Raw genomic sequence first — 13,151 nt, forward strand, 5'->3', positions numbered from 1 at the left:
ACGAAAGTGGGGGTGATCGACCTGAAGAAAAAGTCGATCACCATGGGTAAAGGATGTTAAAAAGTGTTCACCATGTCCCCGAACACCTGTCTGCTATGTCCCCGGACTGTACAGTGGGAGAGGGCCAGGGTGAGGGCATCAGGCCGCACCGATTAAAGCGTCACTCCACTCTTGAAGATCGCCAGCTCGCGGAAGTCGTTTTTCTCGTTGCAGGTCTGCTTGCCGTTAGCAAATTCCACGATGGTATCGACAAATTCATTAAGCAGCTGCGGCATCGCTTTACCGTGGATCAGCTGTCCTGCATCAAAGTCGATCCAGTGTTTCTTCTTCGCCGCCAGCTCGCTGTTGGTCGCAATTTTTACCGTCGGCACAAAGCCGCCGTAAGGCGTACCACGACCGGTACTGAACAGCACCATATGGCAACCCGCTCCTGCCAGCGCGCTGGTCGCCACCGCATCGTTACCCGGCGCACTCAGCAGATTCAACCCGTGCGTTTTCAGGCGTTCACCATAGCGCAGAACGTCGACCACCTGGCTGGCGCCTGCTTTCTGGGTACAGCCGAGGGATTTCTCCTCAAGCGTCGTGATGCCGCCCGCCTTGTTACCCGGCGACGGGTTCTCATAAATAGGCTGGTTGTGGGCGATAAAATACTGTTTGAAGTCGTTCACCATCGCGACGGTCTTTTCAAAGGTCTCTTCGTCGCGGCAGTGGCTCATCAGAATACGCTCAGCGCCGAACATCTCCGGCACTTCGGTCAGCACGGTGGTGCCGCCGTTGGCAATCATATAGTCCGAGAAACGGCCCAGCATCGGGTTGGCGGTGATGCCCGAAAGCCCGTCCGATCCGCCGCACTCAAGGCCAAATTTCAACTCGCTCAGCTTGCCCGGCTCACGTCTGTCGTGGCGCATCACCTTATACAGCTGGTGAAGTTGCTCCAGACCCGCTTCCACTTCGTCATCCTGATGCTGACACACCATGAAGTGCACGCGCTCAGGATCGAACTCACCCAGCGTTTCGCGGAAGGCATCCACCTGATTGTTTTCACAGCCCAGGCCAATCACCAGCACCGCCCCCGCGTTCGGGTGGCGCACCATGTTTTGCAGCATCGTGCGGGTATTGATGTGATCGTCACCCAGCTGCGAGCAGCCGTAGGTGTGGCTGAAAAGATGCACGCCGTCGGTGCCTTCAGCGTCATTGGTCTCTTTCAGGAAACGCGTCTGGATTTGACGCGCAATCCCGTTTACGCAGCCAACGGTTGGCAGGATCCACAGCTCATTGCGGACCCCTACCTCGCCGTTCGCACGGCGGTAGATCTGTACGTCACGATCTGCCGCCTGCGCCTCTTCCGTCTGGAAATCCGGTTGATAGCTGTACTCGTCCAGATCGCTAAGATTGGTGCGGGTATTGTGGGAATGAATATATTCACCCGGCGCAATGTCCGCCAGCGCATGACCAATTGGCAAACCGTACTTCACGACGTTTTCCCCTTTGGCGATGGGGATCAGGGCAAACTTATGCCCGCGTCCAACGGCCTGGCGCAACGTCACCGACTGCGTATCGAAAGTCACTTCCGTGCCTTCGGACAGATCCGCCAGTGCGACGGCAACGTTATCCAGCGAATGGATTTTGATGTATTGCATATCAACCTCAGACAGCACTAGTTCAGTTCAATGGCGAAGTAGTCACGCGCATTGTTAAAGCAGATGTTTTTCACCATCTCGCCGAGCAGCTGGATATCCGCCGGAGCTTCGCCAGCCTGTACCCAACGGCCAATCATCTGGCACAGAATGCGGCGGAAATATTCGTGGCGAGTGTAAGACAGGAAGCTGCGGCTGTCGGTCAGCATGCCGACAAAGCGGCTTAACAGGCCAAGCTGCGCCAGCTGCGTCATCTGACGTTCCATGCCGTCTTTCTGATCGTTGAACCACCAGCCGGAACCGAACTGCATCTTGCCCGGCATCCCTTCACCCTGGAAGTTGCCGATCATAGTGCCCAGCACTTCGTTATCGCGCGGGTTCAGACAGTAGAGAATGGTTTTTGGCAGCAGGTTTTGTTCGTTCTGCTTGCTGAGCAGCTTAGAGAGCTCTTCCGCCATCGGACGGTCGTTAATGGAGTCGAAGCCCACGTCTGCGCCCAGCAGTTTGAACTGGCGCAGGTTGTTGTTGCGCAGCGCCCCAATGTGGTACTGCTGCACCCAGCCGCGACGGGCATATTCCGCACCGAGGAACACCAGTACCGCGGTTTTGAACTGCGCCACTTCGTGTTCGCTTAACGTCTCACCCGACAGACGACGCGCCAGAATGCTGTCCAGCTCGGCTTCGTTTGACTCGGCAAACAGCACCACGTCAAGCGCGTGGTCAGAGACCTTACAGCCGTGCGCCGCAAAGTGGTCCAGACGTTTGGTCAGCGCGCTTTGCAGGTCAGCGAAGCGGCGGATGTCGGTATCGGACACGTCCGCCAGCTTAGCCATATAGTCGTTGAAGGTCGCCTGCTCAATGTTGAAAGCCTTATCCGGACGCCAGCTCGGCAGGACCTTAACATCGAAAGTGCTGTCTTTCGCCACGACGGCGTGATGTTCCAGCGAATCGATTGGGTCGTCGGTGGTCCCGACCATTTTGACGTTCATCTGCTTCATGATGCCGCGCGCGGAGAAGGCATCCTGCGCCAGCAGCGCGTTGCACTCATCCCAGATTTCATCTGCGGTAGCCGGAGAAAGCAGCTTGCCGGTGATGCCAAACGGACGGCGCAGCTCGAGGTGCGTCCAGTGGTATAACGGGTTACCGATGGTGTGCGGCACGGTTGCCGCCCAGGCGTCAAACTTCTCACGGTCAGTGGCATCCCCCGTACACAGACGCTCCGCGACGCCGTTGGTGCGCATCGCGCGCCATTTATAGTGGTCACCTTTCAGCCAGATGTCATACAGGTTTTTGAAGCGGTAATTTTCGGCAACCTGCTGCGGCGGTAAATGGCAGTGGTAGTCGAAAATCGGCTGGTCTTTTGCATAGTCATGATACAGGCGACGGGCAAATTCGGTATCTAACAGAAAATCGTCGGTCATAAACGGGGTCATTATCGTCATCCTCTGTAACGGGAGCGTCAGAAAGCGTATGTTCAGATGCTGCAAAGTTATCACACCAATTTCCAGCACCCGAAGGTTTTTTCGTGAGTTAGATCAATAAACGCCGACAAATAAATTACCCTCAAAGGAGTAAACCCGCCTGTAAGCCGCGCCAGTTCTGGCTTCCCACGACTGAGCGAAAGCCCCTACAAAGATTCCAGCATTTGTGATGTCACTCACCTTTTAAAGTTGTATGACAAGTTATCTTTTCGCCGTCGCAAACGATAAGCCGACTAAATGCATTCCCGGTGAGAGATACACCGGATTTACGGTACGGATACCGACTTAAGCACGATTACTTATGGCAAGGTTCGGGCCGTACCGGGAAATACCGCCGGTAGCGCCCCTCCCGTTAACAGCCACTCCCGAACACGGTTGAGAGGTTGCCGCGCCCCGGTGCGGAAATAACATAACGATGAGGTTTTAGATGCGTAAAATTAAAGGGTTACGTTGGTACATGATCGCACTGGTGACGCTCGGCACCGTGCTGGGCTATCTGACACGTAATACCGTGGCAGCGGCCGCACCAACGTTGATGGAAGAGTTACATATCTCCACGCAGCAATATTCTTACATCATCGCTGCTTATTCCGCTGCTTACACCATCATGCAGCCTGTGGCGGGCTATGTCCTTGATATTCTGGGTACGAAAATCGGTTACGCCTTCTTCGCCGTGGCCTGGGCCGTGTTCTGCGGCGCGACGGCGCTGGCCGGCAGCTGGGGGGGCCTGGCGCTGGCACGTGGTGCAGTCGGTGCCGCAGAAGCCGCGATGATCCCGGCGGGCCTGAAAGCCAGCTCCGAGTGGTTCCCGGCGAAAGAGCGTTCCATTGCGGTGGGTTACTTTAACGTTGGCTCCTCTATCGGGGCGATGATTGCACCGCCACTGGTGGTGTGGGCTATCGTGATGCACAGCTGGCAGATGGCGTTCATCATCTCCGGTGTGCTGAGCTTTGCATGGGCGATGGCGTGGCTTGTCTTCTATAAGCATCCGCGCGATCAGAAAAAACTGTCCGAAGAAGAACGCGATTACATCATCGGCGGTCAGGAATCTCAGCATCAGACCAACAACGGCAAAAAAATGTCCGTCTGGCAGATCCTGGGTACCCGCCAGTTCTGGGGTATTGCCCTGCCACGCTTCCTGGCCGAACCCGCCTGGGGGACCTTCAACGCGTGGATCCCGCTGTTCATGTTCAAGGTCTACGGCTTTAACCTGAAAGAGATCGCCATGTTCGCCTGGATGCCGATGCTGTTTGCCGACCTCGGCTGCATCGTGGGCGGCTACCTGCCACCGCTGTTCCAGCGCTGGTTTGGCGTGAACCTGATTGTCTCCCGTAAAATGGTGGTCACCATGGGCGCGCTGCTGATGATTGGCCCGGGCATGATCGGCCTGTTTACCAGCCCGTACGTTGCCATTGGCCTGCTGTGCATCGGTGGTTTTGCTCACCAGTCGCTGTCCGGCGCGCTGATCACCCTCTCTTCTGATGTCTTTGGCCGTAACGAAGTGGCGACGGCAAACGGCCTTACCGGCATGGCCGCCTGGACAGCAAGTACAATGTTTGCTCTGGTCGTGGGTGCGCTGGCCGATACCATTGGCTTTAGCCCACTGTTCGCGGTGCTGGCTATCTTCGACCTGTTGGGGGCCGTGGTTATCTGGACGGTGCTGAAAAGCAAATCCGCAGATGAGTTGGCAAAAGAGTCGCTCGGACGACCAGCCACGCAGAGTTAGCGCGAGCGGCACCCGGCAAAAGCCGCCTTCGGGCGGCTTTTTTGATGGCAAAATCTGGAGACTGGCACGCAGAAGTGGTATAACAAATAATCCGCCGTACCCTGCCTGGAGCGCATATGGAAATCACCGAACCACGACGTTTATATCAACAACTTGCTGCCGAACTGAAAGATCGCATCGAGCAAGGGGTGTATCTTGTCGGTGACAAACTTCCCGCTGAGCGCTTTATCGCGGATGAAAAGAGCGTGAGCCGCACGGTTGTGCGCGAAGCAATCATCATGCTGGAAGTCGAAGGCTATGTTGAGGTACGCAAAGGCTCCGGCATTCACGTCATCTCGAATCAGGCAAAACACTCCCCGGCACCGGACGAAAGCCTGGAGTTCGCCAACTACGGTCCGTTTGAACTGCTGCAGGCCCGCCAGCTGATTGAGAGCAACATCGCTGAATTTGCCGCCACGCAGGTGACCAAGCAGGACATCATGAAGCTGATGGAAATTCAGGATAACGCGCGTAAGGAAAAATGCTTCCGCGATTCTGAATGGGATTTACAGTTCCACGTGCAGGTCGCCCTGGCAACCCAGAACACGGCGCTGGCGGCAATCGTTGAAAAAATGTGGACTCAGCGCGTTCATAACCCGTACTGGAAGAAACTGCACGATCACATCGATTCCCGCACCGTCGATAACTGGTGCGACGATCACGACCAAATCCTTAAAGCGTTGATTCGCAAAGACCCGCACGCGGCCAAACTGGCGATGTGGCAGCATCTGGAAAATACCAAGCAGATGTTGTTCAACGAAACCAGTGACGACTTCGAATTTAACGCAGACCGCTATCTTTTTGCCGATAATCCTGTCGTTCATCTCGATACGGCGTCCAGTCTGGCAAAATAGCTTGCCTTATCGCTGGCAGGCGCTTCGTTGCGCCTTACGCCAAAGGTGGGTAAGCAAATATATAGAGTGTCAGCCTTTGTAAATCCCCTCGCGCCCCTCCAGGGGTTACGCCAAAATCATCTCATCCCTGCAAATTCTGTGACGCAGATGGTTGGGCTTTGTTACAATTGGATTCAATTCGCTATTTTGTAAGTTAGTGCTTGCTAACCAGCCAATTAACAGGGAACAGTGTTGGCCACATCGTAATGTGTCCGCGAGCGACCACAATGAAATCACAATAATGTCGCCGTGCTGTTTTACCCGGATAACAGGCGTGACGTTAACCGATTTCCAGGAACACTGAATGGAACTTTTGACCCAACTTCTGCAGGCCTTGTGGGCGCAGGATTTTGAAACGCTGGCCAATCCCTCCATGATTGGCATGCTCTATTTCGTCCTCTTTATGATTCTGTTTCTTGAGAACGGATTGCTTCCTGCCGCCTTTTTACCCGGCGACAGCCTGCTTGTTCTGGTTGGCGTGCTGTGTGCCAAAGGGGCCATGGCGTTCCCGCAAACCGTCTTGCTTCTGACTATTGCCGCCAGCCTCGGCTGCTGGGTGAGCTATATTCAGGGCCGATGGCTGGGCAACACGCGCATCGTACAAAACTGGCTCTCGCACCTCCCGGCCCATTACCACCAGCGAGCGCACCACCTTTTCCATAAGCACGGGCTATCTGCCCTGCTGATTGCACGCTTTATCGCGTTTGTCCGCACCCTGCTGCCGACCATCGCCGGCCTTTCCGGGCTGAGCAGCACGCGCTTCCAGTTCTTCAACTGGATGAGCGGCCTGCTGTGGGTGCTGATCCTCACCACGCTCGGCTACGCCCTTGGTAAAACACCGGTATTCATGAAATATGAAGATCAGCTGATGTCCTGCCTGATGCTGCTGCCGGTTGTGCTGCTGGTTGTCGGTCTGGTCGGTTCGCTGGTCGTGCTGTGGAAGAAGAAATACGGGGCAAGGAGCTAACTATGGCTATCTCTCCGCTCGCCCTTCGCCGCTTGTCCTGGGCCATGATTGCGTTATTGATGTTCATCGCCCTGTTCCTGGCATGGACGGCGGTGCAGAATCAGGAATCTACGCTGGCGATACGTTCTGTGAATCAGGGTGCCAGCGTGCCGGACGGTTTTTCCGTCTGGCATCATCTGGATGCGAACGGCATTCGTTTTAAGAGCATTACGCCGCAGAACGACGTGCTGCTGATAAAGTTTGATTCCAGTGCGCAAAGCGCCGCCGCGAAAGCGGTGCTCGACCGAACGCTGCCGCGCGGTTACATCATCGCGCAGCAGGATGATGACAGCCAGCCAGCGGCGTGGTTATCACGTCTTCGCGATACCTCGCATCGGTTTGGTTAATTACCAGGATTCCGAATCTTTTCACTAACTTTGGTGAATCCCCCGTTTACTTACTATGCTTAAGTACGCGGAGCACCCCTCAGATGTTCTCCGCAATGAACTGGAAACGGCTCACGCCGTAACACAATGGAAGGTTTCGATAATGAAATACCGCATGACTCTGGCTCTGGCCCTTTTTTCTTTAAGCACAGCGTCCTTCGCGAACACTCTCTGTCAGGAGAAAGAAAAGGACATTCAACGCGAAATCAGTTATGCCGAAAAGCATAATAATCAGCACCGTATTGACGGTCTGAAAAAAGCGTTAAGCGAAGTGAAAGAGAATTGCACGGACAGCAAACTGCGTGCCGATCATCAGAAAAAAATCGCTGAACAAAAGGACGAGATCGCCGAGCGCCGTCAAGACCTGCAGGAAGCGAAAGAGAAAGGTGATGCGGAAAAAATTGCCAAGCGTGAGAAAAAGCTGCAAGAGGCGCAGGACGACCTGAAAGCGCTGGAAGCTCGCGAATATTGAGTTAACGGAAATCTCAACAGGAGAGAATCATGTCAAAAGATACGACGTCAGAAAACCTACGCGCTGAACTGAAATCCCTGGCAGACACCCTGGAAGAGGTGCTTAGCTCCTCTGCCGACAAATCAAAAGATGAAGTCAGCAAACTGCGCAGCAAAGCCGAGAAAGCACTGAAAGAGAGCCGTTACCGCCTGGGTGAAACCGGCGATGTGCTGGCAAAACAGACGCGTGAAGCTGCCGCGCGCGCTGACGAATACGTGCGTGACAATCCATGGACTGGCGTAGGTATTGGTGCCGCGATTGGCGTGGTGCTGGGTGTCCTGTTGACGCGTCGTTGATTATGGAAGATCCACGTCACGCACAAGGGCCTGCTAATAACGTCCTCGGCATCGGTCAGCGTATTTTAACGACGCTGGTCGGGATTGCCGAAACGCGCGTCCGCCTGGCGGTAGTCGAGCTGGAAGAAGAGAAAGCCAACCTCTTCCAGATGCTACTGATGCTCGGGCTTACCATGCTCTTCGCCGCGTTTGGTCTGATGAGCCTGATGGTATTGATCATCTGGGCCATCGATCCGCAGTATCGTCTTAACGCGATGATTGCAACGACCGTGGTTCTGCTGGTTGGGGCCTTGATCGGTGGCGTCTGGACGCTTCACAAAGCCCGCACGTCTACCTTCATGCGCCACACTCGCCAGGAGCTAGCCAACGATCGCTCGCTTCTGGAGGATGACAAATCGTGAGCAGCGCAGCCGAACGTCAAAAGCGAAAAGCGTATCTGTTGAGCCAGATCCAGCAGCAACGGCTGGATCTGTCCGCCAGCCGTCGTGACTGGATAGCATCCACGCGTCGTTTTGACCGTGGCTGGAATACTGTCCTGAGCCTGCGCTCCTGGGCGCTGGTCGGCAGTAGCGTCATGGCTATCTGGACGGTTCGGCATCCCAATATGCTGATCCGCTGGGCCCGCCGCGGCTTTGGTGTCTGGAGCGCCTGGCGTCTGGTCAAGACCACGCTGCGCCAGCAGCAGTTGCGGTAGCCTTCTCGCCGGGTGGCGGCTTCGAGGTAAAAGCAAAACGGTAACTCAGGTTACCGTTTTTTGTTTTTGCGCCCTCTCCCCGTGGGAGAGGGTTGGGGTGAGGGCACCAGCGCGCACCTCTTTTTACTCAATATCTTTGAAGAAGATTGACAGTTTTCCTAGCTAACAATTCTTTTCCGCCCCGTTTACACTCCTCTCCATCGACAGCAAAGACGCGGTATCTACCCGAATTTGCACATAAATAACGTTATGCCGCGCATGTGGTTTCCTGGAGAGTAAAATGAAAAAATTAGAAGATGTTGGCGTACTGGTCGCACGTATTTTGATGCCTGTGCTGTTTATCACCGCAGGCTGGGGCAAAATCACCGGCTATGCAGGCACTCAACAATACATGGAAGCGATGGGCGTTCCGGGGTTCCTGCTGCCGCTGACCATCCTTCTTGAGTTTGGTGGCGGTCTGGCCGTGCTGTTTGGCTTCCTGACCCGTACCACCGCCCTGTTCACCGCAGGCTTCACCCTGCTGACGGCGTTCATCTTCCACAGCAACTTTGCGGAAGGCGTGAACTCCCTGATGTTCATGAAGAACCTGACCATCGCAGGCGGCTTCCTGCTGCTGGCCATCACCGGCCCGGGCGCATACAGCATCGACCGCGTTCTGAATAAGAAGTGGTAAGCACGCTATACTGAATGAACAAAGCGAGGAGACATCTCCTCGCTTTTGCTATCTGACGGAGGAGAAAAAAATGGGACAACTCGTAGACGGCGTCTGGCAGGATGTCTGGTATGACACCAAATCCACCGGCGGACGCTTTAAGCGCTCCGTTTCCGCCTTCCGTAACTGGCTGACCGCCGATGGCGCACCCGGCCCAAGCGGCGAAGGCGGCTTTGCGGCCGAGAAAGATCGGTATCATCTGTATGTTTCTCTCGCCTGCCCGTGGGCGCACCGCACGTTGATTGTACGCAAACTGAAAGGCCTTGAGTCGCTGATCCCGGTGTCGGTTGTTAACCCGCTGATGATGGAAAACGGCTGGACGTTCGACAGCAACTTCCCGGCAGCCACCGGCGATGATCTTTATCACCACGATTTCCTGTACCAGCTCTATCTGCGTGCCGATCCGCACTACACCGGGCGCGTCACCGTGCCGGTCCTGTGGGACAAAAAAAACCAGACCATCGTCAGTAATGAGTCTGCGGAGATCATCCGCATGTTCAACACCGCGTTTGATGCTCACGGCGCGCTCGCCGGAGACTACTACCCGGTGGAACTGCGCGATAAAATCGACGAACTGAATAGCTGGATCTACGACAACGTTAACAACGGCGTCTATAAAGCCGGTTTTGCCACCAGCCAGGAAGCCTACGATGAGGCGGTCGGGAAAGTGTTCGAGTCGCTGGAACGCCTGGAGCAGATCCTCGGCCAGCACCGCTACCTGACGGGCGATCGCCTGACAGAGGCGGATATTCGCCTGTGGACCACGCTGATCCGTTTCGATCCGGTCTACGTCACCCACTTTAAGTGCGATAAACATCGCATCGGTGATTACCTGAATCTGCACGGTTTCCTGCGCGATATCTACCAGACGCCAGGCATTGCTGAAACGGTCGATTTTGACCATATCCGCACCCACTACTACCGCAGCCATAAGACCATCAACCCAACGGGCATTATCTCAATTGGGCCATGGCAGGATCTGGATGAACCGCACGGGCGTGACGTCCGTTTTGGATAAATATGAAGGGCATCAATAGATGCCCTTTTTTAATTCACAATATCCATCTATTCTTACCTCGATCGCTTAGAAAACAAGTGATTGACTGATTAATGAGGCAAGGAAAATGGACTGGTATTTAAAAGTACTGCGCAATTACGTTGGATTTGGTGGCCGCGCCCGCCGCAAAGAGTACTGGATGTTCATTCTGGTGAACTTCGTCCTGCTCATGGTGCTGGGTATTGTTGATAAATTACTCGGCTGGCAGCGGGACGGCGGGGAAGGCATTCTTACGTCAATCTATGGGATCTTTATTCTGCTGCCGTCCTGGGCCGTCCAGTTCCGGCGTCTGCACGATACCGACCGTTCAGCCTGGTGGCTACTACTGCTGTTGATCCCCCTGGTGGGCTGGATCGTCATTCTGATCTTCAACTGCCAACGCGGCACAAAGGGCGAAAACCGCTTTGGCCCGGATCCTAAATTGAGCCAATAATTTTTCTGCGGTGACGAAACGGGATAATTGATCGCTTAAAATGTTCGTTATTCTGAAAACGCCGTCATCTCACTTTACCCTGATGTATCACCAACCTATGATGTTTGCCGCTCAATGAATGAGCATATGGTTAATAAAGGGATAAACCTTATGGGTTGGTATTTAAACGTTTTAAAAAATTATTTTGGCTTTAAAGGCCGTGCACGCCGCAAAGAGTATTGGATGTTCGTACTCATCAATATGATCGTTTCAGCGTTAGTATCGTACCTGAATTACTTACTGGGTGATTTAAGCCTCGACAGACTTTACGAGCTTGCAATCCTGATTCCAGCGTTTGCGCTGGCTTTTCGTCGCCTGCACGACACCGGACGTTCAGCGTGGTGGCTATTGTTAATTTTAATCCCGCTGCTGGGCTGGCTGGTTTTACTCTTCTTCATGGCCCAAAAGGGTTATGCAGGCGAAAACCGCTTCGGTCCTGACCCTAAGCTCAACGCATAAAAAAAGCCCGGTGGCGCTGACGCTTACCGGGCCTACACGCTTATTTGTTGTAATGCGCAAAGAGCTTCGGGATTTCGCGTAAGCACCACGACTTCGCCTCGCCCATGCTGTCGCGTCGCCACGCCATAATGATATCCACTTCGCTGGTGTACTCCGGGCTGACAACCCGCAGCCGCCCTTCGGCAATATCCTTTTCAACAAACGGATACGGCATGGTGGCAACGCCTAAACCTGCCAGCAACGCCTGACGTTTATCTTCCAGTGACGTGACGGTCAGGCGCGGCTGTTTATCCAGCAGCTGCACCGTTAACACCGGGCGCTCGCGTGCGGTATCGGCGACCGCCACGCCGCGATATTTCACGCGCGTCACCTCTGAGAGCGGCTCCGCCTCCTGGTGGATCGGGTGATCCGGTGCCGCGACGTAGACGTTCATCACGCTGTAGAGTTTTTTCGAGTTAATCTCTGAGGAAGAACGGAAGTGCATGTCCGGCGCGATCACGATATCCGCTCGCCCCGTCTCCAGACGCTCCCAGGCACCGGCCAGCACTTCGGTGATGATCGACAGCTGGGTGTTGGCCTTGTCCGCCAGACGCTCCACCAGCGGGAACAGCGCCTCGGTAGGGACCAGCGCTTCCGTGACCAGCGTCAGATGCGTTTCCCAGCCGCGGGCCAGGGCTTCGGCATCGGTTGTCAGCTTGTCTGCCGCTTCCAGCAGCACGCGCCCGCGCTCAAGCAGCATACGGCCTACATTGGTGAATTTTGTTCGATGACCGGAGCGGTCGAACAGCACCACGTCCAGCTCTTCCTCCAGCTTCTGCATGGTGTAGCTCAGCGCAGACGGAACGCGCCCCAGCTCATCCGCCGCTGCGGCAAAGCTGCCGCGACGGTCTATTGCGTCCATGACGCGAAGCGCCTCAAGCGTCAATGCTCTCTCTTTAGCCATCTCGTTCTCATTCAGGAAATTTGAACATACCGGGCAGAATATCTGGCTAACAATGCAGCGTCCATACCTTTACCATTGTTTTAGTGTAAAGAGAGGTCAAGTTTATGATTACGACAAGAACAGCTAAACAGTGCGGACAAGCCGATTTCGGTTGGCTGCAGGCGCGCTACACCTTCTCCTTTGGACACTACTTTGACCCGAAACTCCTCGGTTACGCCTCACTGCGCGTGTTGAATCAGGAAGTGCTCGCCCCTGGCGCCTCTTTCCAGCCGCGTACGTACCCGAAAGTCGATATTTTGAACCTGATCCTGGAAGGCGAGGCAGAATACCGCGATAGCGAGGGCAATCATGTCCAGGCGAAGGCTGGCGAAGCCTTACTGATTTCAACGCAGCCGGGCATTAGCTATAGCGAGCACAACCTCAGCAAAGACAACACGCTGACCCGCATGCAGCTGTGGTTAGATGCCTGCCCGCAGCGGGAAAATCCGCTGGTGCAGAAGCTGGATCTGAAAGGCGGTCAGCAGCAGCTGATTGCCTCCCCGGACGGCAGCAACGGCAGCCTGCAACTGCGCCAGCAGGTATGGTTGCACCACATCGAGCTGAAGAAAGGCGAACAGGTTAGCGTGCAGCTTCACGGCCCGCGTGCATACCTGCAGTCGATTCACGGGACGGTGCATGCCGTCACGCATACGGAAGAGAAAGAAGCGCTTACCTGCGGTGACGGGGCGTTTATTCGCGACGAAGCGAATATTACGCTGGTTGCCGATACGCCGCTGCGGGCACTGCTGATTGATTTGCCGGTTTAATTAAACCTTTCCCCTCTCCCCAAAGAGGAGAGG

The 13,151-nt window shown here is 55.0% G+C and carries 16 protein-coding genes and 1 pseudogene; 14 read left to right on the forward strand and 3 right to left on the reverse strand.

All coding sequences use genetic code 11. The features are described from left to right. Positions 1-152: 152 nt before the first annotated feature. A complete protein-coding gene (locus FFS28_RS16330) occupies positions 153-1,640 on the reverse strand; it encodes a UxaA family hydrolase (RefSeq protein ID WP_137903486.1) in 1,488 nt (495 codons plus the stop codon). A gap of 17 nt (positions 1,641-1,657) precedes the next feature. Continuing rightward, positions 1,658-3,070, reverse strand: a complete 1,413-nt coding sequence (uxaC, locus tag FFS28_RS16335) for a glucuronate isomerase (RefSeq protein ID WP_042322071.1) — start codon at positions 3,068-3,070, stop codon at positions 1,658-1,660. 475 nt (positions 3,071-3,545) lie between these two features. Between uxaC and FFS28_RS16340 the strand changes: the two genes are divergently transcribed. The 13 genes and pseudogenes from FFS28_RS16340 (at position 3,546) to FFS28_RS16395 (ending at position 11,369) form a co-directional block, all read left to right on the forward strand. Continuing rightward, positions 3,546-4,844, forward strand: a complete 1,299-nt coding sequence (locus FFS28_RS16340) for an MFS transporter (protein WP_006178677.1) — start codon at positions 3,546-3,548, stop codon at positions 4,842-4,844. Between the two features lie 116 nt (positions 4,845-4,960). Next, the gene (gene exuR / locus FFS28_RS16345) at positions 4,961-5,737 is read left to right on the forward strand and encodes a transcriptional regulator ExuR (RefSeq protein WP_006178678.1); all 777 of its coding nucleotides are present in this window, start codon (positions 4,961-4,963) and stop codon (positions 5,735-5,737) included. Between the two features lie 343 nt (positions 5,738-6,080). Next, the gene (gene yqjA / locus FFS28_RS16350; protein WP_006178679.1) at positions 6,081-6,743 is read left to right on the forward strand and encodes a DedA family general envelope maintenance protein YqjA; all 663 of its coding nucleotides are present in this window, start codon (positions 6,081-6,083) and stop codon (positions 6,741-6,743) included. Between the two features lie 2 nt (positions 6,744-6,745). Then, positions 6,746-7,129, forward strand: coding sequence for an EnvZ/OmpR regulon moderator MzrA (gene mzrA / locus FFS28_RS16355; protein ID WP_102890155.1), 384 nt, complete (start codon positions 6,746-6,748; stop codon positions 7,127-7,129). Positions 7,130-7,271: 142 nt separating this feature from the next. Next, positions 7,272-7,640, forward strand: coding sequence for a DUF1090 domain-containing protein (locus tag FFS28_RS16360; protein WP_042322076.1), 369 nt, complete (start codon positions 7,272-7,274; stop codon positions 7,638-7,640). A gap of 29 nt (positions 7,641-7,669) precedes the next feature. After that, a complete protein-coding gene (locus FFS28_RS16365) occupies positions 7,670-7,975 on the forward strand; it encodes an ElaB/YgaM/YqjD family protein (protein WP_006178686.1) in 306 nt (101 codons plus the stop codon). 2 nt (positions 7,976-7,977) lie between these two features. After that, positions 7,978-8,376, forward strand: coding sequence for a phage holin family protein (locus FFS28_RS16370; protein WP_006178687.1), 399 nt, complete (start codon positions 7,978-7,980; stop codon positions 8,374-8,376). Beyond that, positions 8,373-8,669 (forward strand): YqjK-like family protein, encoded by a 297-nt coding sequence (locus tag FFS28_RS16375; RefSeq protein ID WP_006178688.1) that lies wholly within the window; start codon positions 8,373-8,375, stop codon positions 8,667-8,669. Before FFS28_RS16370 ends, FFS28_RS16375 begins: the two co-directional genes overlap by 4 nt. Positions 8,670-8,949: 280 nt before the next feature. Further along, on the forward strand, positions 8,950-9,342 hold the full coding sequence (locus FFS28_RS16380) for a DoxX family protein (protein ID WP_006178691.1): 393 nt from the start codon (positions 8,950-8,952) through the stop codon (positions 9,340-9,342). A gap of 70 nt (positions 9,343-9,412) precedes the next feature. Further along, complete coding sequence (locus FFS28_RS16385) at positions 9,413-10,399, forward strand: glutathione S-transferase family protein (protein ID WP_006178695.1); 987 nt, start codon at positions 9,413-9,415, stop codon at positions 10,397-10,399. A 106-nt stretch (positions 10,400-10,505) separates the two neighbouring features. Continuing rightward, positions 10,506-10,871 carry a DUF805 domain-containing protein gene (locus FFS28_RS16390; RefSeq protein WP_137903487.1) on the forward strand — a complete coding sequence of 122 codons (366 nt, stop codon included), beginning with the start codon at positions 10,506-10,508 and terminating at the stop codon, positions 10,869-10,871. Positions 10,872-11,021: 150 nt separating this feature from the next. Continuing rightward, a pseudogene (locus FFS28_RS21985) lies at positions 11,022-11,118 on the forward strand (DUF805 domain-containing protein); the annotation flags it as partial. Next, complete coding sequence (locus FFS28_RS16395; RefSeq protein WP_502704970.1) at positions 11,112-11,369, forward strand: DUF805 domain-containing protein; 258 nt, start codon at positions 11,112-11,114, stop codon at positions 11,367-11,369. The pseudogene FFS28_RS21985 and the gene FFS28_RS16395, both read left to right, overlap by 7 nt. Before the next feature lie 40 nt (positions 11,370-11,409). Here FFS28_RS16395 and FFS28_RS16400 read toward each other — a convergent pair whose 3' ends face one another. Beyond that, the gene (locus FFS28_RS16400) at positions 11,410-12,312 is read right to left on the reverse strand and encodes a LysR family transcriptional regulator (protein ID WP_006178698.1); all 903 of its coding nucleotides are present in this window, start codon (positions 12,310-12,312) and stop codon (positions 11,410-11,412) included. Positions 12,313-12,416: 104 nt separating this feature from the next. On the opposite strand from FFS28_RS16400, the gene FFS28_RS16405 reads away from it, so the two are divergent. Next, positions 12,417-13,118 carry a pirin family protein gene (locus tag FFS28_RS16405; protein WP_137903489.1) on the forward strand — a complete coding sequence of 234 codons (702 nt, stop codon included), beginning with the start codon at positions 12,417-12,419 and terminating at the stop codon, positions 13,116-13,118. Positions 13,119-13,151: the final 33 nt, after the last annotated feature.

This window comes from Enterobacter sp. 2VL (genome assembly GCF_005503595.1).
Lineage (GTDB): Bacteria > Pseudomonadota > Gammaproteobacteria > Enterobacterales > Enterobacteriaceae > Enterobacter > Enterobacter cancerogenus.